This window comes from Nocardioides luti, from assembly GCF_014212315.1.
GTDB lineage: Bacteria > Actinomycetota > Actinomycetes > Propionibacteriales > Nocardioidaceae > Nocardioides > Nocardioides luti.
In genome coordinates, this window is sequence record NZ_JACKXE010000001.1 from 3,070,110 (window position 1) to 3,089,830 (window position 19,721).

Consider the following 19,721-nt stretch of genomic DNA (forward strand, 5'->3'; position numbering starts at 1 on the left):
GTCCCACGGTGCGGCGGTGCGCGTCGCGGCGGTACGGGGTTGTCCCTGGCATCACGTCGGCGGCCGTCGAGCAGGGTTTTCCCTGGTCCGCCGGAGCGGCCCCCGTGTCACCATGAGGCGTGGCGAGATCGGGGCGCAGCGACGTACTCACGGTGCTCGCGGCCAGCGCCGCCTGCGTCCTCGTCGCCGTGGGCCTCACCCGCGGGGTCTGGTGGGCGAACGTCCACAACGGGGTGCTGGCGGTGACCCTGTCCCTGGTCGGGCTGTGGCTGGCGACCGAGCGGCCGCGCAGCCGCGAGGGACACCTCTTCCTCGCCGCGGGCACGGTCGAGGCGGTGCTCTTCGTGGGGCGCCAGGTCGGCCACACGGCGGAGCCCGGAGCCGCGGCGTCCTGGCTCGGCTGGCTCGGGGTCTGGCCGGTCGCGCTGGGGCTGCTGGCCACGACGTACGCCGTGGTCTGCTTCCCCGACGGTCGCCTGCCCTCCCCGCGCTGGCGCCGGCCCGCGGCGGTCGCCGTCGCCCTGGCGGTCGTGGCCGCGCTGCTGTCCGCGCTGTGGCCCGTGGAGTGGGCCTCGGCCGGGCTCCGGCCGGCGCCGCCGTTCACCCTGCCGGGACGGGGGACGGCGCAGGTCGTCTGGGAGGCGCTGGCGCACCCGCTCTACCTCGTCCTCCAGCTGTCGTGGATCGTCGCGGTGGCCGTCCGCTGGCGCGCCGGCCGCAGCCGCGCGCCGCTGCTGGGCCTGCTCCTGGGGGTGGCCGTCGCCTTCGTGGTGCTCGTGGTCGGGCTGGTGGCCGCCGGCTCGGCGGTGCCCGGTCTGGTGACCGTGTCCGTGGTGCCGCTCGTCGCGGGGTGGTCGGCGCTGCGGGGGCACGCGCTCGCGCGCTACCGCACGCTGTCCTGGCTGACCGGTGCGCAGCACGAGGGTGGGCCGCTGCCCGACGCGCTGGCCCGGACGGTGGCCGAGTCGCTGGACGTGCCCATGGCGTCGGTCTGGCGCGGCGGTGGGGCCGCGCTGCACCTCGCCGGCTCGTGGCCGGCCGCTTCCGTCGTCGACGGCGGCGTCGAGGACGGGGCGCCGCGCCCGTTCGAGCAGCTCCCGGGGCGCACCTGGCCGGTGCACGCGCAGGACGAGCTGGTGGGGGCCGTGGTCGTGCCCGGGGCGGACGTGCTGAGCCGGGCCGAGGAGCGGATGGTGGCGGACCTGGTCGCGCAGGCGGCGCTCGTGCTCGACCGCCTCACGCTCGCCGAGCTGGTGCGGCAGGAGCGGAGAGCCGGACGGCTCGACCACCTCACCGCGCGGGAGGGCGAGGTCCTCGAGCTGATGGCGCGGGGGCTGACGAACGCGGCGATCTGCCGCGAGCTGCACCTCAGCGTCAAGACCGTCGAGCCGCTCGTCAGCACGGTCTTCGCCAAGCTCGGGCTGCACGCCGACCCGACGGTCAACCGCCGCGTGCTCGCGGCGCTGGAGTACCACCGGCGGTGAGCCCCGGCGGGCCCGGCCGTCAGGGGCGGGCGGTCCTCACGGCAGGAGGCCGGCGCCGGCGAGCACGAACGCCACGACCGGGCGAACCCGCTCGCCGATCTCGGCGTCGCTCAGCCGGCGGCCCTCGCCGGTGAGGCCGAGGGTCTGCATCGTGATCGCGCCGTAGAGGCACTCGATCATCGTGGTCGCGGGGAAGTCGGCCGGCGCCTCGCCGCGGCCGATCGCGCGGCGGACCAGGGTGTCGGTCGCGATCCGGTGCTGCTCGACGACGACCTCGGTGAAGCGGCCGAGCGGCTCGGGGGAGCCGGCGGCGTCGACGGTGATCCGCAGCGTCGCCCAGCCGCCCGGGTCGAGGTAGAACCGGAAGAGGTTGTCGGCCAGCGCCTCGAGGTCGCCGCGCAGGGTGCCGGTGTCGACCGCCTCGATGTCGTTGCTGCGGCGGGTCACCGCCTCGGTGAGCAGGTCGTCCTTGTTGCTCCAGCGCAGGTAGACGGTGGACTTGCCGACCCCGGCGCGCCGGGCCACGGCATCCATCGTGAAGCCCGCCCAGCCGCGCTCGCCGTACTCCTCCAGCGCGGCCTCAAGGATGCGCTCCTCGGCCCCGGCCTTGCGGGGGCGACCGCGGGTGGGTCGCTCGGTCTGGTTCGGGGGCATCCGACGATTGAACCACCGCGGGCCGTCGTACGTCGTGTGTGACAACCTTCGGCTGACGTGCCGCGGTCCGCGGTCCCGACGAAGGAGTGCACGTGAGCGAGGTCTCGACAGGCTCGACCACCGAGGGCGCCGAGGGCAGGGCCCTGGCCGACCACACCGTCTCGGTCCTGGGCGGCACCGGTCCGCAGGGGCGCGGGCTGGCCCGACGCTTCGCCGCGGCCGGGCTGACCGTCGTCATCGGCAGCCGCAGCGCCGAGCGCGCCGGGGAGACCGCCGCCGAGCTCGCCGAGGCGACCGGCGGAACCGTCACCGGCGCCGACAACGCCGGCGCCGCCGCGGCCGGGGACATCGTCGTGGTCGCGGTCCCGTGGGACGGGCACGGCGAGCTGCTCGCCGGGCTGGCCGACGCGCTCGCGGGCAAGATCGTCGTCGACTGCGTGAACCCGCTCGGCTTCGACAAGCAGGGTGCCTACGCCCTGCCCGTCGAGGAGGGGTCCGCCGCGCAGCAGGCGGCCGCGCTGCTGCCGGACTCGACCGTCGTCGGCGCCTTCCACAACGTCAGCGCCGTGCTGCTGGACGACCCGGCCGTCGAGACCGTCGACACCGACGTGCTCGTGCTCGGCGAGGTCCGCGCGGCGACCGACCTCGTGCAGGCGCTGGCCGACACGATCCCCGGCGTGCGGGGGATCTTCGGCGGCCGGCTGCGCAACGCGCACCAGGTCGAGGCGCTCACCGCGAACCTGATCTCGGTCAACCGGCGGTACAAGGCGCACTCGGGGCTGCGGATCACCGACGTCTGAGGCGCCTGGTGGTTTCGAGACGGTCGCTGCGCGACCTCCTCAACCACCGGGTGGCCAGTCGCTGCGCGACCTCCTCAACCACCGGGTGGACGGTCGCTGCGCGACCTCCTCAACCACCGGGTGGACGGTCGCTGCGCGACCTCCTCAACCACCGGGCGGACGGTCGCTGCGCGACCTCCTCAACCACCGGGCGGACGGTCGCTGCGCGACCTCCTCAACCACCGGGCGGACGGTCGCTGCGCGACCTCCTCAACCACCGGGTGGACGGTCGCTGCGCGACCTCCTCAACCACCGACCTACGGGCGCGTCGAGGACCAGTCGATAGGGTCGCGGCATGCATCTGGGGGGCTCGGCCTGGTTCGACCGGAACACCCACCACTGGGACGAGTGGACGCTGGAGTCCCTGCTCGAGGCCAAGGGCGGGACGACGGTCAGCCTGGTCGTGCCGGCGCGCAACGAGGCCGCCACGGTCGGTGACGTCGTCACCCGGGTCCGCGAGGCGCTGGTGGACACGGTCGCGCTGCTCGACGAGATCGTGGTCATCGACTCGGACTCGACGGACGACACCTACGCCGTGGCGACCGACGCCGGCGCGGTCGTGCACCGCTCCGCGGAGATCCGCCCCGACCTGGGCTCCGTGCCCGGCAAGGGCGAGGCGATGTGGAAGTCGCTCTTCGTCACCACGGGCGACGTGCTGGTGTTCATGGACGCCGACCTCCTCGACTGGGACACCCACTTCGTGCCCGGCCTGCTGGGGCCGCTGCTGACCCGCCCGGACATCGAGCTGGTCAAGGGCCTCTACGAGCGACCGCTGGTCGACGGTGACGATGTGACGGCCTACGAGGGCGGCCGCGTCACCGAGCTGGTCGCCCGCCCGCTGATCGCCCTGGACTTCCCCGAGCTCGCGGGCCTCGTGCAGCCGCTGGCGGGCGAGTGGGCGGTGCGGCGGTCGCTGTTCGAGCGGCTCCACGTCCCGACCGGGTACGCCGTGGAGCTGGCCGCCCTGGTCGACACCGCCGCGACCTCGGGGGTGGACGCGATCGCGCAGGTCGACCTCGGTCGCCGCGCGCACCGCCACCAGGCGCTCCGCGACCTCGGCGCGATGGCCACGCAGATCATCGCCGCGGCCGAGGTCCGCCGCGGCTCGCTGGACGTCTTCGACCACCGCGACATCGTGCTGCGGCAGTACCACCCCACCGGCGCGGGCGCCGGGGCCGGGATCGCCCCGGTGGACCGGGTGATCGACGTGGGCGAGCGCCCGCCGGCGATCGGGTTCGCCCCGTGACGCTGCGCCTGGGCCGGCACTCCTTCACCGACGACACGACGCTGATGATGGCGATCGTCAACCGGACCCCCGACTCGTTCTACGACCAGGGCGCGACCTGGGCCGAGGACAAGGCCTTCGAGCGGGTCGCCACCGTCGTGGAGCAGGGCGCCGAGATCGTCGACATCGGCGGCATCAAGGCCGCCCCCGGCGTCGAGATCGGCGAGGCCGAGGAGCGCGAGCGGGTCGTCGACTTCGTGGCACGCGTGCGCGAGGCGTACCCCTCCCTCGTCATCTCCGTCGACACCTGGCGCGCCTCCGTCGGCGACGCGGTCTGCCGGGCCGGCGCGGACGTCCTCAACGACGCGTGGGGCGGCGCGGACCCCGAGCTCGTCGACGTCGCGGCCCAGCACGACGTGGCGATCATCTGCACGCACACGGGCGGGGTGACGCCGCGGACCCGGCCCTACCGCCTGGAGTACGACGACGTCGTCGCGTCGGCGATCGCCGACACCACGGCGTACGCCCAGCGGGCGCTGGACGCGGGCGTCGCCCGGGAGTCGGTCGTCATCGACCCGGCCCACGACTTCGGCAAGAACACCTTCCACTCCCTCGAGCTGACCCGGCGCCTCGGCGAGATGGTCGGCACCGGCTGGCCGGTGCTGGTGTCGCTCTCCAACAAGGACTTCGTCGGCGAGACCCTCGACCGGCCGGTCGGCGAGCGGCTCCTCGGCACGCTGGCCGCGACCGCGATCTGTGCGAGCGCCGGGGCGCGGATCTACCGCGTGCACGAGGTCGTCGAGACGCGGCAGGTCGTCGACATGGCCTGGACGATCGCCGGGCGACGGCCTCCGGCGCGGGCGATCCGGGGCCTGCAGTGAGCGGGCCGGGCGGCGTGCGCGTGGTGCTGGTGCCGGGCGTGCTGGCGCTGCTGCCGGAGTACGCCGGCCTCACCGACCCGGTCGCCGACCTGCGCGCGGCCTGCCTGGACGCGGTGCGGTGGCTGGGCGAGCCCGGTGGCGGCATCGGCGTGCACGGCAGCCCGCAGGGGCTGCGGGTGGCGCGCTCGCTGGCGGCCGCGACCGGCGTAACGCTCGACGTGGCCCCCGAGCGCCCCGCGGCCGTCCTGGTGATGGGCAACGGCTCGGCCCGGCGCACCGAGAAGGCGCCCGGACACCTCGACCCGCGCGCCGCCGCGTTCGACGACGAGCTCGGGGCGGCGCTGCGCGACGGACAGCAGGACGCTCTTGGCACCGTGCTCGCGGACGGGCTGGCCGAGGAGCTGCTGGCCGACGTCGACGGCCTGCGCTGGCTGGCGGACAGCGTCCGCCTCGGCGCGGCGACGGTCGACCACGACGACGACCCCTTCGGGGTGCAGTACTGGGTGATGCGATGGACGGGGGAGTGGCGATGAGGCTGCTGGTGGGGCCCGAGGGTCTCGACGCAGGACGCGAGCTGGACGACGACGACCTGCGGCGGGTGTACGCCGCCCCGTCGCAGCCGTGGCTGCGGGTCAACATGGTCAGCACGCTGGACGGCTCGGCCACGGGGTCGAGCGGGCTGAGCGGCTCGATCAACAACGACGCGGACCACCGGGTCTTCCACACGCTGCGCGCGATGGCCGACGCGATCCTCGTGGGGGCGGGGACGGCGCGCGCCGAGGGCTACCGCCCGGGCGACACCCCGATCGTGCTGGTCAGCCGCCGCGGCGAGGTGCCCGAGAAGCTCCGGGGCGGGCCGCCCGGCTCGGTGCTGATGGCGACCGTCGCGCGCGCCGAGCACCTCGACGAGGCGCGGGAGGCGCTGGGCGAGGAGCACGTGGTCGTGGCCGGGACGCACCGCGTGGACCTGGCCGCGGTCCGCGCCGAGCTGGTCGAGCGGGGCTGGCGCGAGCTGCTCTGCGAGGGCGGGCCGCACCTGCTGCGCGACCTGCTGGACCAGGGCGTCGCCGACGAGCTGACGACCACGATCGTCCCCCGCGCGGTCGGTGGGACGCACCCGCGGATCACGGACGGCGCGCCCGTCGACGTACCCCTCCGCCTGCACGCGCTGGTCGAGGAGGACGGCACGCTGCTCGGCCGGTGGCTGGTGTAGTCGGAGGCCCCACCTAGAGTGCAAGGGGCCCGTGCTCGAGGCGCGGGACAACGAGGGAGAGTCATGTCGCGTCCACTTCGCCGCTTCGCCGCGGTGGTCACCCTGGTCCTCACCGCCGGCGCGCTCGCGCCGCTGGGGATCACCAGCGCCGGCGCCGCCGCCGACGACCAGCTGTTCCGTCCGGCGCCGTCCGTGCGGCTCGACGGCGCCAAGGTCCGGGTCAGCCCGGAGCACTACTCCGCCGTCACCGTCGACCTCGCCGGCCTGCGCACCACGCTGGGCGCCGCGCCACGCGGGCGCACCGCCGCGCCGCTGGTCCTGCGGGTCCCGACGCCGGCCGGCGGCACCGAGCGTTTCGCCGTCCGCCGCACGCAGGTGATGCAGCCGGCCCTGGCCGCCGCGCACCCCGAGCTGGCCACGTACGCCGGCCGCTCGCTAGACCACGCCGGCACCACGATCGCGCTGGACCTGACCCCGATGGGCTTCCACGCGCAGGTGCGCGGGCCGCAGGGGCAGGGCAGCTGGTACGTCGACCCGGCGTACGACCGCCGCGGCACCACCACGCACCTGGCCTACTACGCCAGCAGCGTCGAGCGCGGGCCGCAGGACTTCGTGGAGCGGGAGAGCCGCCAGGTCAGCCGCGCGGTGACCCAGCGCGCCGCGCAGCAGGCCGCCGGCCGGACGACGGCGTCGCGGACCCGCCCCGGTGGGCTGGTCAAGCAGCGGACCTACCGCCTCGCGCTGACCTCGGACCCGACGTACGCCGCCTATTTCGGCAGCGAGAACGTCCTGGCCGAGAAGGTCACGCTGATCAACCGGGTCAACCAGGTCTACAACGACGACACCGCGATCCGGCTGCAGCTCGTCGACGGCGAGGACCAGCTGAACTTCGACACCGACGCCAAGGCCACCGGGCCGAACGGGCCCTGCGGCGAGAACGCCTGCTTCACGGCCAAGCAGCTCGCGGCCTGCGACATCGGCACGCTGGGGCGCAACCGGACCGTGCTCGGCGAGCTGATCGGCGCCGGCAACTACGACATCGGGCACATCGTGCTCGGCGTCAACGGCGGCGGCGTCGCGTGGCTCGGCGTCGTCGGCGCGGACTACAAGGCGGGCGGCTGCACGGGCCTGCCGCAGCCGCAGGGCGACTTCATGGCGCTCGACTACGTCGCGCACGAGATGGGCCACCAGTTCGACGGGAACCACACGTTCAACGGCGTCCAGTACGCCTGCGGCGGGCCCAACCGGGCCGGCGGCGCGTCGGTCGAGCCGGGCTCGGGGTCGTCGATCATGGCGTACGCCGGCATCTGCCTGCAGGACGACCTGCAGCCGCACACGGACCCGTACTTCTCCCAGCGCACCATCGCCGAGGTGTCGTCGTACACCACCCGCGCGCTGCGGCCCGTCGCCGAGGTGCAGAACGTCTCGCTCGCGGGCTTCGACACCGACGGCGAGACGATCTCGCTGGCCTACGGCACCGGGGGCGGCACGCCCGTCACCCTGACCCGGGGCGTCGACTACGACGCCGCGCACCTCGAGGCCGCCATCGAGGCGCAGACCGGGCGCGACGTGACCGTCGTCGGCTGGGGCTACGACCCGATGGGGTCCTACCGGTCCTACCCCGCGAAGAAGACGCTGCCGAACGACACCGGCTTCCAGGTGATCTTCTCGCCCAAGCTGCTGCCGCGGGGTGCGCCGGCCGACTCGGTCGACATGGCGCCGCTGCAGGTCACCAGCACCAGCCCGGGCGTCAGCACGCACGTCGCGGAGACCGCCCGCGGCGGGCCGGCGGGCAACGCCGGCAACACGGTCGTCGAGACCGCCAACCACGCGCCGGTCGTCAGCGCGCCGGCGAACAGGACGATCCCGCGGCAGACGCCGTTCCGGCTGACCGGTCGCGGCATCGACCCCGACGGCGACGCGCTGACCTACCTCTGGGAGCAGAACGACATCGGCCGGGCCGGCCAGGGCACCAAGCTGGTCAGCAACACCAAGGTCTGGGGGCCGCTGTTCCGGGTCTTCGGCACCTACGCCGACGTCTCGGACGAGGCCACCCAGCAGACGCCGTCGCCCGGCGAGAACACCGCCACCGGCAGCCCGACGCGGGTGTTCCCCGACCTGAAGCAGGTCCTGGCCAACAACACCAACGCCAAGGACGGCACCTGCCCGCGCGTCGCCCCGCCGGGGGACGTGTCGACCTACACGCCGGTCAAGCGGCGCATCGTCAACTGCTTCTCGGAGTTCCTCCCGACCGGCGACTACCGCGGTCGGCGCGGGACCAGCGCGAAGCACCCGGCCATGCACTTCCGCCTGACCGCCCGCGACGGCTTCGCCGACGGGGGCGGCACGGCGCACGACGACGTGCGGCTGCGGATCTCGCGCACCGCCGGGCCGTTCCTCGTGACGTCCCAGCGGGCCAAGGGCACCAGCGTCCGGGCCGGGAAGCCGATGTCGGTGACCTGGAAGGTCAACGGCACCCGGCCGCTCGCCGCCCGGGTGCGGATCCTGCTGTCCACCGACGGCGGGTCCACCTGGTCCACGGTCCTCACCCCGGGCACGGCCAACGACGGGTCGGCCCGGGTGCAGCTCCCGCGCGACGCGACGAGCCGCGCGCGGATCATGGTCGAGGCGGTCGACAACTACTTCTTCGACGTCAACGACCGGGACTTCCGGATCCGGGCGCGTGGGGGGTCGCGGGGCTGAGCGGGCCCTCCCCCGGGGCGGTGCCGGCCGCGGGCGCACCGGCGGGGCGCCGTACCCTCGCGGTCGTGACCGACGAGCTCTCCATCGCCCGCACCGACGGCGTCGTCGAGGTGACCTTTGACCGGCCGCACCGGCACAACGCCTTCACGACGGCGATGTACGCCGGGATGCGCGAGCTGTGCGCGGAGCTGGCGACCGACACCTCGGTGAAGGTGCTGGTGCTGCGGGGTGCCGGCGGGCGGGCCTTCGCGGCCGGCAACGAGATCACGGACTTCCTGGCGAACGACGCGGTGCCGTACGAGAACTGGATCCGCGAGCTCCTCGACGCCCTCTTCGCCCTGCCCCAGGTGACGATCGCGGCCGTCGACGGGGTCTGCGTCGGCGGCGGGCTGGCCGTGGCGACGCACTGCGACCTGCGGGTGGCGACCGCGCACTCGCGCTTCGGCTACCCGATCGCGCGCACGCTCGGCAACGCGCTGTCGGCGTCGATCGTCTACCGCTGCGCCGCGGTCTTCGGGGAGTCGCTCACCCGCGAGATGCTGCTGACCTCGCGGCTGACCACGGCCGAGCGGGCGTACGCCGTGGGCGCGCTGATGTCGGTCAGCGACGACGGCCCCGGCCTCGACGCCGAGCTCGCCTCGGTGGTCGACGGGCTGCGGCACGCGTCCGGGGTCACCCTGCGCGCCACGAAGCGCCAGCTGCTGGCCCGCGCCCGGCTCCTCGAGGCGAACCCGGACTTCGACGAGGAGCTCCTGCACGAGGTCTACGGCGGCCCCGACTTCGCCGAGGGCGTCCGCGCCTTCGTGGCCAAGGAGAAGCCCGCCTTCGAGTGAGCCCGGGGGGCGGATAGTCCGCCACGAATACGTCTGCCGGGGCGGCGATGGACGACAAGTTCGTGGCGGACTATCCCGCCCGGGCGTCCGGCCGGGCTCAGTCGGCCGCCAGGTCGGCGTGCTCGTCGCGCAGGGTGCGCTTGACGATCTTGCCGCTGGGGTTCTTGGGGAGGGCGTCGACGACCACGACGTACTTCGGGGTCTTGTAGCCCGCGAGCACGCTGCGGCCGTGCTCCATCACCTGCTCGGGAGTCAGCGTGACCCCCTCCTTGGGGACGACGGCGGCGGCGACGGCCTCGACCCAGCGGGGGTGGCTGATGCCGAAGACGGCGACCTCGGCGACCCCGTCGAGGAGGTAGAGCGCCTCCTCGACCTCGCGGCTGGCGACGTTCTCGCCGCCCGTCTTGATCATGTCCTTCTTGCGGTCCACGACGTAGAGGCGGCCGTCGTCGTCGACGTAGCCCAGGTCGCCGGAGTGGAACCAGCCGTTGCGGAACGCCTCGGCGGTCTTGGCCTCGTCGTGGTGGTAGCCCAGCGTGGCGTGCGGGGAGCGGTGCACGATCTCGCCGACGGTGCCGGCGGGCACGTCGACGTCCTCGTCGTCGACGATCCGGGTCTCGACGTTGAGCGCCGGTCGGCCGGCGGAGCCGGCGTGCGAGAGCTGCTCGGACGGGCCGAGGATCGTGGCCAGCGGGGCCATCTCGGTCTGGCCGTAGAAGTTCCACAGGTCGACGTCGGGCAGCCGCTCACGCATCTCCTTGAGCACCTCGACCGGCATCGCGGACGCGCCGTAGTAGCCCTTGCGCAGCGACGACAGGTCGGCCGAGGCGAAGGCGGGGGAGCGCAGCAGCCCGATCCAGACCGTGGGCGGTGCGAAGAACTTCGTGATCCGGTGCTCCTCGATCGCGGCGAGGACGGCGGCCGGGTCGGGGCCGGGCAGGATCACCGAGGTCGCGCCGAGGTAGACGTCGACGCCGAGGAAGCAGTCGAGCTGCGCGCAGTGGTAGAGCGGCAGCGTGTGCAGCTCGACGTCGTCGGCGCTCATCGAGCCGTCGACGACGCAGGAGACGTACTGCCACAGCAGCGCCCGGCTCGTCAGCAGCGCGCCCTTGGGGCGCGACTCGGTGCCGGAGGTGAACATCATCCGCACCGGGTCGTCGTCGGCCACGTCGACCACCGGAGGGGTCCCGTCGTGGTCGAACCACTCCTGCGCGTCCCGCCAGCCGTCGGGCACCTCGCCGCCCGCCAGCCGGATCACCGCCCGCGGCCCGACCGTCCCGCCGGACGCCGCCAGCGCCTGCTCGGCGACCGGGAGCAGCGCGTCCTCGACCAGGAACGCCTTCGCGGCGCTGTGGTCGAGGATGAAGGCGATCTCCGCGCCCCCGAGCATGAAGTTGACCGGCACCAGGACGACGCCGACCCGCGCGGCGGCGAAGTTCAGCACGGCGTACTGCCAGCAGTTGTGCGACAGCAGCGCGAGCCGGTCGCCCTTCGCCAGGCCCGCGTCGGCGATCGCCGCGGCCGCACGGTCGACGGCGGCGTCGAGCCCGGCGAAGGTCAGGGTGACGTCGCCGTCGATGACCGCGGGCTTGTCGGGGAAGCGCCGGGCCGTACGCCGGGGGAGGTCGCCCAGCGCGTGCTGGCGGGCCTGCTGGACGCGTGCGTCGGTCGTCATGGGGCGAGGGTAGGACGGAATGGTTGGTCCGTGGTGGGTGTTGGGGACCCCATGACGTCACCGACCCCGACCCGGACCGATGACGACTCCCGACGGGTCTCGGTGCTCCTCGGGCTGCTCTTCGGCCTCGCCGGCATGGGCTCGTCCTCCGCGGCGATCGCGCTGCCGCTGCTCGGCGACGACCTCGGTGTCGGCGTCGGTCAGGGCGCCTGGACGATCAGCCTCTACGCCCTGATGCTCGCGGTCACGACCGCGGTCTACGGGCGGGTCTCCGACCTCGTCGGCATCCGGATCCCGCTGCTGGTCGGCATCGGCCTGATGACCGGCGGCGCGCTGATGGCGGCGTTCGCCCCGACGTTCGGCGTGCTGCTCGTCGCCCGCCTCGTCCAGGGCGCCGGGGCCGCCGCCGTGCCGACGCTCGGCGTGGCGGTGCTCAGCGGAAGGTACGACGGCGCGACCCGTGGCCTGGCGCTCGGCCGGCTGGCGGGCTACGCCGCCGCCGTCAGCTGCCTGGGCCCGCTGACCGGCGGGCTGGTCGAGCACGCCTTCGGGTGGCGCGCCGTGATGGCCCTGCCGATCCTCGGGGTCCTGGTGATCCCGTTCCTGTGGCGCGCGCTGACCGGCGAGGGCACCGGCGCCAGCCTCGACATCCTCGGCGCTGTCCTGGTGGCCGGGACCGCCGCCGGGCTGGTGCTGTTGGTGCAGTCGCCCTCGACGGGCGCCACCGTCGCCATCGCCGGCGTGCTCCTCCTGGTGCTCGGCGCCCCGGCGGTGGCCCTGCGCGTCCGCAGGCGCCCGCACGGCTTCCTGCCGCTCACCGTCATCCGCAACGCCACCGTCGTGCGCAGCGCGCTGGCCGCGGCCGCCGTGCCCGCCGCGTGGTTCGCGCTGCTCATCGCCGTGCCCGCGGTGCTGGTCGGCGACGGCTGGCAGGCCTGGCAGGTCGGGCTGCTGCTGGTCCCGAGCGCCCTGGTCGCGCTCGGCGTGCCGCGGGTGGCCGGCCCGCTGCTGGACCGGATCGGCTCCGGCCCCTCGCTCGCGGTCGCGGGCGTCATCGCCTCGGTGGCGCTCGTGCTGGCGTCGTTCGGCGCGGCGATCGTCTCGTCGGTCGTGCTGGGCGTCGCGGTCGTCCTGGTGACGATCGCCTTCGGCCTCGGTCAGCCCTCGCTCAGCGCCGCGGTCGGCCAGGCCGTGCACGAGGACGTGCGCGGCGTGGCCCTGGGCGTCGCCACCCTGCTGTTCCTGGTCGGCGGCAGCGTCGGCTCGGCGGTCGTGGGCGGGCTCGGCGGGGTGATCGGCATCGACCGGAGCCTCGCGCTGCTCGCCGTGCTCCCGCTGCTCGGGCTGGTCGCGCTGCTCCCGGAGCTGCGCGGACTGCGCCGCCCGGCCGCCGACGCCGCCTGACCGGGAGCGGTCAGCGCAGGGCCATCGTGCCCGACAGCTCGGGGGTCCAGTCGAGGCCGGCGTGCTCGGCGATCTTGGCGTCCATCGCGGCGGCGACGTCGTCGGGCCACGGGCTGGTCCGGCGGGTCTCCATCGAGATGTGCACGAAGATCTCCTCCATCGCGTAGCTCACGCGCTGGTGGGACTCGTCGAGCAGGAAGACCAGCACGTGCGCGGCGCGCTCGGAGCGGCCGAGGAAGCGCACCCGGGCGGACATCCGGTCGCCGGTGCGCAGCTCGTGCAGGTAGGTCAGGTGGTGCTCGACCGAGAAGCAGGCCTGCCCGGCCGAGGTCGGCCAGTTCTGCGGGATCCCGAGCTCGACGAGCGACTCGTCGAGCCCCTCGCTGGCGATGCCGAGGTAGTGGCGGACGTTGAGGTGCCCGTTGATGTCCTCGAAGGCCACGGGGACGGGCTGCTCGGCGAAGGCCGGGAGGCCGACGATCTGGTCGTAGGTCGGCTGGTGGGTGCTCACGGTCGCTGAGGATACGGCGCCCGGTCCGCGCGACCCGCCACGGGTTCGGGTGTTGTGCCTCGGCACACTCCCGTGACCCCTACCGTTGGCGGGTGCAGAAGAAGCTCGACTGGGTCCCCGTGTCGGCGGCCGCGCTGGTGACCGGGGCGATGGCCCTCACCTTCGCGTCCCTGCTGACCCCGACCGGCTCGAGCACGCGGGACACCCTGCGCCTCGTCCACGAGCAGGACGGCCGCTGGCTCGTGGTGGCGGTGATCTTCTTCATCGCCTCGGTCGCGCTGACCGTGGGGCTCCCGTCGGTGCTGACGCTCTTCGAGCGCCGCGGCCGCAACCTCAGCTACCTCTCCGGGCTGGTGCTGGCGATCGGCTTCCTCGGGACGGCCGGCTACGCGATGCTGCTCGTCTTCTTCCGGGCGCTGGTGATCACCGGCTCGATCCGCGACAGCGGCTTCGACGAGGTCACCCACGAGGCGGGCCTGGCGGTCTTCCTCTACGGCTGGATCGTCGCGTTCTTCCTCGGCGAGCTGCTGCTCGCCGTGGCGCTGCTCCGGGCGCGGACCGTCCCGCGCTGGATCCCGGTCGTGCTGCTCGTCCACGTGCTGTCGGTCTTCGTCCAGAAGCTGCTCCCCGACGTGGTCGGCAAGGCCACGATCCTGCTCTTCGCGGTCGGGTTCGCCGGGATCGCCATGCAGGCGGTCACCCGCGACACCGTGCGCCCCCGGCCCTGAGCTAGGTCCTGAAATGCACACGGGCCCGCCCGAGGAGCTCGGACGGGCCAGTGTGCGCGTGACTACTTGGACTTGCGGGCCCGCGAGGCGGTCTTGGCACGCTCGTTGGCGTCCAGGACGACCTTGCGGATCCGGACCATGTCCGGGGTGACCTCGACGCACTCGTCGTCGCGGCAGAACTCCAGGCACTGCTCCAGCGACAGCTTGCGCGGCGGGATCAGCTTCTCGAAGTTGTCGGAGGTGGCGGACCGGATGTTGGTCTGCTGCTTCTCCTTGGTGATGTTGACGTCCATGTCGTCGGCGCGGGAGTTCTCGCCGACGATCATGCCCTCGTAGACCTCGGTCGTGGGCTCGACGAACATGATCCCGCGCTCCTGCAGGTTCGTCATGGCGTACGCCGTGGCGGCACCCTTCCGGTCCGCGACGAGCGAGCCGTTGGTGCGCGAGCGGATCTCGCCGGCCCAGGGCTCGTAGCCCTCGGAGATGCCGTGCGCGATGCCCGTGCCGCGGGTGTCGGTGAGGAACTCGGTGCGGAAGCCGATCAGGCCACGCGCCGGGACCATGAACTCCATCCGGACCCAGCCGGTGCCGTGGTTCGTCATCTGCTCCATGCGGCCCTTGCGGGTGGCGAGCAGCTCGGTGATCGCGCCGAGGTACTCCTCCGGGGCGTCGATCGTCAGGCGCTCGTACGGCTCGTGGATCTTGCCGTCGACCTCCTTGGTGACGACCTGCGGCTTGCCGACGGTCAGCTCGAAGCCCTCGCGGCGCATCTGCTCGACGAGGATGGCCAGCGCCAGCTCGCCGCGGCCCTGCACCTCCCAGGCGTCGGGGCGCTCGGTGGGGAGCACGCGGAGCGAGACGTTGCCGACCAGCTCCTGGTCGAGGCGGTCCTTGACCAGGCGGGCGGTGACCTTGCCGCCCTTGGTGCGGCCGACCAGCGGGGAGGTGTTCGTGCCGATCGTCATCGAGATGGCCGGCTCGTCGACGTGGATGAGCGGCAGCGCGACCGGGTTCTCCGGGTCGGCGAGGGTCTCGCCGATGGTGATGTCCGGGATGCCGGCGATGGCGACGATGTCGCCGGGGCCGGCGGACTCGCCGGGCTTGCGCTCGAGGCCCTCGGTCACGAGGAGCTCGGTGATCCGGACGTTCTTGACCTCGCCGTCGCGGCGCATCCAGGCGACGGTCTGGCCCTTCTTCAGGGTGCCCTGGTGGACCCGGACCAGCGCGAGCCGGCCGAGGAAGGGGGAGGCATCGAGGTTGGTGACGTGGGCCTGGAGCGGGGCGCCCTCGTCGTACGTCGGCGCGGGGATCGTGTCGAGGATCGTCTTGAACAGCGGCTCGAGGTTGTCGCCCTCGGGCATCGAGGCGTTCTCGGGCTGGGTCAGGCTGGCGATGCCGGCGCGGCCCGACGCGTAGACGACCGGGAAGTCGAGGGCGTCCTGGCTGTGCGACTCGTCGAGGAGGTCCATGAAGAGCTCGTAGGTCTCGTCGACGACCTCGGCGATGCGGGCGTCGCCGCGGTCGGTCTTGTTGACCACCAGGATCACCGGCATGTCGGCGTTCAGCGCCTTGCGCAGCACGAAGCGGGTCTGGGGGAGCGGGCCCTCGGACGCGTCGACGAGGAGCACGATGCCGTCGACCATGGACAGGCCGCGCTCGACCTCGCCACCGAAGTCGGCGTGACCGGGGGTGTCGATGATGTTGATGACCATCGGCTTGCCACCGCCGGCGGGGCCCTCGTAGTGGACCGCGGTGTTCTTCGCGAGGATCGTGATGCCCTTCTCGCGCTCGAGGTCACCGGAGTCCATGACGCGCTCGGCGACGCTCTCGGCCTGGTGCGCGGTGAACGCGCCGGCCTGGCGGAGCATGGCGTCGACCAGCGTGGTCTTGCCGTGGTCGACGTGGGCGACGATCGCGACGTTGCGCAGGTCGCTGCGCTGCGTGTTTCCAGACATGCGGGAGCAGAGCTCACTTTCGGTGGCGGTTCGGGAGGGCCGGGGCGCGGTACGAGCACGCGAGAGCCTCGACGAGTCTACGGCGCGGAGCCGCTCCCCCTCGCATCGACGGAGGCCGCCCCCGGCCGCCCGGCCGCCCGGCGGCGGGGCCCGGTGGCTGGCCCCGCGGGTTGGGCGGGCCGTTAGCGTGGAGGGATGCCGACGATCGCCACCGCCACCCGCGTCGAGCGCGACGAGCTGCTCGACTTCGCCCGCACCCGCCACCAGCTGACGCTGGTCACCACCAAGCGGGACGGCCGCCCGCAGATGTCGCCTGTCACCGGCGGCGTCGACGCCGAGGGGCGCCTCGTGGTCTCGACCTACCCCGACCGCGCCAAGGCCACCAACCTGCGGCGCGACCCAGCCGTGTCGGTGCTGGTCCACTCCGACGACTGGAACGGTCCCTACGTCCAGGTCGACGGCACCGCCGAGGTCCTCGACATGCCCTCGCAGGAGGCCGAGGACGGCCTGGTGGAGTACTTCCGCTGCATCAGCGGCGAGCACCCCGACTGGGACGAGTACCGCGCCGCGATGCGCACGCAGGGCAAGTCCCTGATCCGGATCACCGTGGAGTCCTGGGGCCCGATCGCCACCGGCGGCTTCCCGCCGGACCGCGTCCCCGCCGGCTGAGCGCCTGACGGCCGGCACCGGCGGCCCCGCACGCGTCCGGCCGGTCCAGACCTACCGGTCCAGTCGGGCCCGGAGCGCGGGCTCCGGCGGTCGTACGCTCCGGGCGTGGCTCGTTCTCCCCGCGCGCGACGCGCGCAGCGTGCCGGTGCCCGTGCCCGCCTGGCCGGTGTCGTCAGCCTGGTCGGCGTGGTCGGGCTGGCGATGACGGCAGCGGGACTCGGGACCGCGCCGCCGGCGCGCGCCGACACGGCACCACATCCCTCTGCAGTGAGGGCTGCCGCGACGACGGGGGCCGCCACGCCCGCGTCCCGGCAGCTCGCGGCCCTGCGGCCGACGGCGATCGGGGTGGACGGCCGCGGCACGTCGTACGTCGGGTTCGCGGCCGGGGGCGCCCTCGCGCGCTACTCCGCCGACGGCGAGCGCCGGCGGCCGCTGCCGCTCGACCGGGACGGCGCGGTCGTGGGGCTGCACGCCACGCGGCGGGGGTCGGTGTGGGTCGCCTATGCCGACGGGGTCTCGCTGCTGCGGCCCGGTGGGCACGTGGCCCGGCGCCTCGACACGGGCACCTGCCCGGACGGGACCGCGCGCGACCCCGACCGGTACGGCGGCGTCACCGCGACGTGGTGGGCGACCTACGTCGCCGACCCCTGCGCCCCGCGGCTGCTGGTCTTCGGCCCCGACGGCGACCGGATCGCGGTGGTGCACCTGCCCGGCTCGCGGCCGGCCCGCGGGCTGGCCGCCACCGCCGGCGAGGGGGGCCACGGCCCGCGGCTCTACGTCACGCTGCCGGACCGGGCCGCCCTGCTGGCCTACGGCCTGCGCCGGGACCGCCCCGGTCGCCACCCGGTCGACCGGGTGGTGCTGCGGCGCCCGGCCGGCGGCGTACGCCCCGTGCCCGCGGGCGTCACCGTGGACCGCTTCGGGCAGGTGGTGGTGGCCGACGCGGCCAACAACGCGCTCTACTTCCTCGACTCGCACCACGGCTACTCGCTCTACCGCACGCTCGGCCACCCGCCGCGGCGCAGCCACCGGGCCGGGCGGCTGAGCCACCCGACGGCGCTCGCGCAGCACGCGCAGGACGGCAGCGGGCTGTCGGGCAACCTCTTCATCGCTGACGGCGACAACTACCGGATCCAGCGCTGGGACACCGGCGGCTACACGCACTGGGCGCACCGGGTGCACGCGCCGCGCTCCACGGGCGGCGGTGGGAGCGGTGGCAACGGCGGCGGGAACGGGAACGGCGGCGGCACCGGTGGGGGAGGCGGCAGCGGCGGGGGCGAGCCGGCGAACTTCGACCTGCCCGTGGTGGTCGGGACACCCGAGGTCGGGCAGCTGCTCAGCTGCTCGCACGGCGGCTGGAGCCCGGCGCCGACGTCGTACGAGTACGGCTGGCTGCGCGACGGCGTCCTCCAGGACGCCGGCGAGGACGGGGTGTACGACGTCCCCGCGGCCGACGCGGGGCACAGCATCGCCTGCCGGGTCCGGGCGACGAACGCCGACGGGACCAGCGGCTGGGTGCACAGCGACAGCGTGGACGTGAGCGCGGCCGGCTCGTCCTAGGGTGGGCGGGTGGACCACGACCTGCGCCCGTCGCGGCCGAACCCGCAGGAGCAGGCGGTCGCGTCCCGGCTCGCGGTCGCCGCGGAACGGCTCGCGCGCCGGAGCGGGAAGCGGCCGTCGTACGTCCCCGACACCGAGAACCGCGACGCCGGCTACGTGTTCTTCCGGTGGCAGGACGGGGTCTACGTCTACGAGGCGCGCGAGCGCGGCCGCGTCTGCCTGCGCCGCACGACCACCTCCACCGACCAGCTCGTGCGGTGGCTCGTCGAGGACCTGGCCCGCGACGTGGTGCCGTCGGGGCCGCCGTCCGGCGCCCGTGGTTGGTGGCGCCGCGGCCGGCTCGGCCGGGGGACGTGGGCGGAGCGGGTGGAGGCTCTCGTCGACCACGCGCTCGCCGGCGACCCGGCGGAGGCGCTCGGGGGCGACGAGGAGACCGTGGTGGCGCGTCGTCTCGCAGAGGTCGTCGAGCGGCTGGAGCGCATCAGCGGGCGACGTCCCGGGTGGGTGCCGACGACGGAGAACCGCGACGGCGGCCACGACTTCTACCGGTTCGCGGACGGCTTCTACCGGTGGTCGGCCCACGAGCGCGGCGTGCCGGTCTTCGAGCGCTCCACGCGCTCCCAGGACCGCTTCGTCGGGTGGATCGCGATCAGCCTGGTGCGCGACTGCGCCACCGCCCACGAGCTGGCCCACCGGGTCGAGGGCGAGGACTCCCGGCGGCAGTGGTTCGGCCTGTGGGAGGAGTGGGCGCGCGCGCTCGACCCCCAGTGGGGCGACGAGGTGGCGGCGCGGGTCGCCGGGATCCTGCGGACCGCGCCGTTCGTCGACAGGCCGGTGCGATGAGGTTCCGGCCATGAGGTCGTGGCGATGAGGTGGTGGCGGCGCAGGCCGTCGGACGCGACCGCGTCGGGAGAGCTGCGGCCGGGGCCGGGGCCGGACCGGCTGTGGGTGCGGCCGGGCGTGCCCGAGGAGGAGCTCGCGGGCGCCGAGATCGTGGGCCACGTCGTCGAGATGGAGCGGCTGCACCGGATGAGGGCTCGGCACGTCCCGCTCAACCACGGGCTGCTCGACGGGGCCGACCCGTGGTGGGTGCTGCGCGACGGGGTCTGGTCCTACCGGGCGTTCGAGCGCGGGCAGGAGGTGTGGGGCCGCACGACGACGTCGCGCCACGAGCTCGTCGGCTGGGCGGTCGCCGACGTGGCGCGCAGCCTCGCGGTGTCCGCCGAGAGGGCCGACCAGGGCTCGGGGGCGACGCCCGACCGCAGCCGGGTGCACGGGCGCTGGGAGCACATCGTGCGGCTGCGCGACCCGCGGTGGGGCGACGAGGTCGCGGCCCGGATCGCCGCCGAGGTGGCGCGCTGGCCGTACGGCGCCTGACCAGTCACCC

The 19,721-nt window shown here is 74.3% G+C and carries 18 protein-coding genes; 14 read left to right on the top strand and 4 right to left on the bottom strand.

Annotated features, from left to right (window positions below; all coding sequences use genetic code 11):
* Positions 1–119 precede the first annotated feature (119 nt).
* Positions 120–1,484, top strand: a complete 1,365-nt coding sequence (locus H5V45_RS22700; protein WP_343061571.1) for a helix-turn-helix transcriptional regulator — start codon at positions 120–122, stop codon at positions 1,482–1,484.
* 36 nt (positions 1,485–1,520) lie between these two features.
* Here H5V45_RS22700 and H5V45_RS14570 read toward each other — a convergent pair whose 3' ends face one another.
* Complete coding sequence (locus H5V45_RS14570; protein WP_185253591.1) at positions 1,521–2,138, bottom strand: TetR/AcrR family transcriptional regulator; 618 nt, start codon at positions 2,136–2,138, stop codon at positions 1,521–1,523.
* A 92-nt stretch (positions 2,139–2,230) separates the two neighbouring features.
* Here H5V45_RS14570 and npdG point away from each other — a divergent pair, with 92 nt between their 5' ends.
* From npdG to H5V45_RS14605, 7 genes are all read left to right on the top strand, one after another.
* Entirely contained in the window at positions 2,231–2,938 is a 708-nt protein-coding gene (gene npdG / locus H5V45_RS14575; RefSeq protein WP_185253592.1) for an NADPH-dependent F420 reductase, read from the top strand.
* Between the two features lie 334 nt (positions 2,939–3,272).
* Positions 3,273–4,223, top strand: a complete 951-nt coding sequence (locus H5V45_RS14580) for a glucosyl-3-phosphoglycerate synthase (RefSeq protein WP_185253593.1) — start codon at positions 3,273–3,275, stop codon at positions 4,221–4,223.
* Positions 4,220–5,083 carry a dihydropteroate synthase gene (folP, locus tag H5V45_RS14585; protein ID WP_343061572.1) on the top strand — a complete coding sequence of 288 codons (864 nt, stop codon included), beginning with the start codon at positions 4,220–4,222 and terminating at the stop codon, positions 5,081–5,083. The genes H5V45_RS14580 and folP overlap by 4 nt, the downstream gene beginning before the upstream one ends.
* A complete protein-coding gene (locus tag H5V45_RS14590) occupies positions 5,080–5,616 on the top strand; it encodes a class III extradiol ring-cleavage dioxygenase family protein (protein WP_343061573.1) in 537 nt (178 codons plus the stop codon). The genes folP and H5V45_RS14590 overlap by 4 nt, the downstream gene beginning before the upstream one ends.
* Complete coding sequence (locus tag H5V45_RS14595; protein WP_185253594.1) at positions 5,613–6,296, top strand: dihydrofolate reductase family protein; 684 nt, start codon at positions 5,613–5,615, stop codon at positions 6,294–6,296. Before H5V45_RS14590 ends, H5V45_RS14595 begins: the two co-directional genes overlap by 4 nt.
* Before the next feature lie 63 nt (positions 6,297–6,359).
* Entirely contained in the window at positions 6,360–8,999 is a 2,640-nt protein-coding gene (locus H5V45_RS14600; protein ID WP_185253595.1) for a reprolysin-like metallopeptidase, read from the top strand.
* A gap of 65 nt (positions 9,000–9,064) precedes the next feature.
* A complete protein-coding gene (locus H5V45_RS14605; RefSeq protein WP_185253596.1) occupies positions 9,065–9,832 on the top strand; it encodes an enoyl-CoA hydratase-related protein in 768 nt (255 codons plus the stop codon).
* 97 nt (positions 9,833–9,929) lie between these two features.
* On the opposite strand, the gene H5V45_RS14610 is transcribed toward H5V45_RS14605, so the two are convergent.
* A complete protein-coding gene (locus H5V45_RS14610; protein WP_185253597.1) occupies positions 9,930–11,507 on the bottom strand; it encodes a fatty acyl-CoA synthetase in 1,578 nt (525 codons plus the stop codon).
* A 51-nt stretch (positions 11,508–11,558) separates the two neighbouring features.
* On the opposite strand from H5V45_RS14610, the gene H5V45_RS14615 reads away from it, so the two are divergent.
* A complete protein-coding gene (locus H5V45_RS14615) occupies positions 11,559–12,911 on the top strand; it encodes an MFS transporter (RefSeq protein WP_185253598.1) in 1,353 nt (450 codons plus the stop codon).
* Between the two features lie 10 nt (positions 12,912–12,921).
* Here H5V45_RS14615 and H5V45_RS14620 read toward each other — a convergent pair whose 3' ends face one another.
* The gene (locus H5V45_RS14620) at positions 12,922–13,422 is read right to left on the bottom strand and encodes a thioesterase family protein (protein ID WP_185253599.1); all 501 of its coding nucleotides are present in this window, start codon (positions 13,420–13,422) and stop codon (positions 12,922–12,924) included.
* Between the two features lie 92 nt (positions 13,423–13,514).
* Here H5V45_RS14620 and H5V45_RS14625 point away from each other — a divergent pair, with 92 nt between their 5' ends.
* Positions 13,515–14,150 carry a DUF4386 family protein gene (locus H5V45_RS14625; protein ID WP_185253600.1) on the top strand — a complete coding sequence of 212 codons (636 nt, stop codon included), beginning with the start codon at positions 13,515–13,517 and terminating at the stop codon, positions 14,148–14,150.
* 62 nt (positions 14,151–14,212) lie between these two features.
* On the opposite strand, the gene typA is transcribed toward H5V45_RS14625, so the two are convergent.
* Entirely contained in the window at positions 14,213–16,105 is a 1,893-nt protein-coding gene (typA, locus tag H5V45_RS14630; protein WP_185253601.1) for a translational GTPase TypA, read from the bottom strand.
* A gap of 195 nt (positions 16,106–16,300) precedes the next feature.
* On the opposite strand from typA, the gene H5V45_RS14635 reads away from it, so the two are divergent.
* The 4 genes from H5V45_RS14635 (at position 16,301) to H5V45_RS14650 (ending at position 19,711) form a co-directional block, all read left to right on the top strand.
* Positions 16,301–16,774, top strand: a complete 474-nt coding sequence (locus tag H5V45_RS14635; RefSeq protein ID WP_185253602.1) for a PPOX class F420-dependent oxidoreductase — start codon at positions 16,301–16,303, stop codon at positions 16,772–16,774.
* 105 nt (positions 16,775–16,879) lie between these two features.
* Complete coding sequence (locus H5V45_RS14640) at positions 16,880–18,334, top strand: NHL repeat-containing protein (protein WP_185253603.1); 1,455 nt, start codon at positions 16,880–16,882, stop codon at positions 18,332–18,334.
* A gap of 9 nt (positions 18,335–18,343) precedes the next feature.
* Complete coding sequence (locus H5V45_RS22705) at positions 18,344–19,177, top strand: Imm63 family immunity protein (RefSeq protein ID WP_185253604.1); 834 nt, start codon at positions 18,344–18,346, stop codon at positions 19,175–19,177.
* A gap of 24 nt (positions 19,178–19,201) precedes the next feature.
* Positions 19,202–19,711 carry a hypothetical protein gene (locus tag H5V45_RS14650; protein WP_185253605.1) on the top strand — a complete coding sequence of 170 codons (510 nt, stop codon included), beginning with the start codon at positions 19,202–19,204 and terminating at the stop codon, positions 19,709–19,711.
* Positions 19,712–19,721 lie beyond the last annotated feature (10 nt).

Excerpts from the sequence above, each read along its gene's own strand:
- H5V45_RS14570 (WP_185253591.1), bottom strand. The coding sequence starts at position 2,138 with ATGCCCCCGAACCAGACCGAGCGACCCACCCGCGGTCGCCCCCGCAAG.
- H5V45_RS14580 (WP_185253593.1), top strand. The coding sequence starts at position 3,273 with ATGCATCTGGGGGGCTCGGCCTGGTTCGACCGGAACACCCACCACTGG.
- H5V45_RS14595 (WP_185253594.1), top strand. The coding sequence starts at position 5,613 with ATGAGGCTGCTGGTGGGGCCCGAGGGTCTCGACGCAGGACGCGAGCTG.
- H5V45_RS14600 (WP_185253595.1), top strand. The coding sequence starts at position 6,360 with ATGTCGCGTCCACTTCGCCGCTTCGCCGCGGTGGTCACCCTGGTCCTC.
- H5V45_RS14610 (WP_185253597.1), bottom strand. The coding sequence starts at position 11,507 with ATGACGACCGACGCACGCGTCCAGCAGGCCCGCCAGCACGCGCTGGGC.
- H5V45_RS14615 (WP_185253598.1), top strand. The coding sequence starts at position 11,559 with ATGACGTCACCGACCCCGACCCGGACCGATGACGACTCCCGACGGGTC.
- typA (WP_185253601.1), bottom strand. The coding sequence starts at position 16,105 with ATGTCTGGAAACACGCAGCGCAGCGACCTGCGCAACGTCGCGATCGTC.
- H5V45_RS14635 (WP_185253602.1), top strand. The coding sequence starts at position 16,301 with ATGCCGACGATCGCCACCGCCACCCGCGTCGAGCGCGACGAGCTGCTC.
- H5V45_RS14650 (WP_185253605.1), top strand. The coding sequence starts at position 19,202 with ATGAGGTGGTGGCGGCGCAGGCCGTCGGACGCGACCGCGTCGGGAGAG.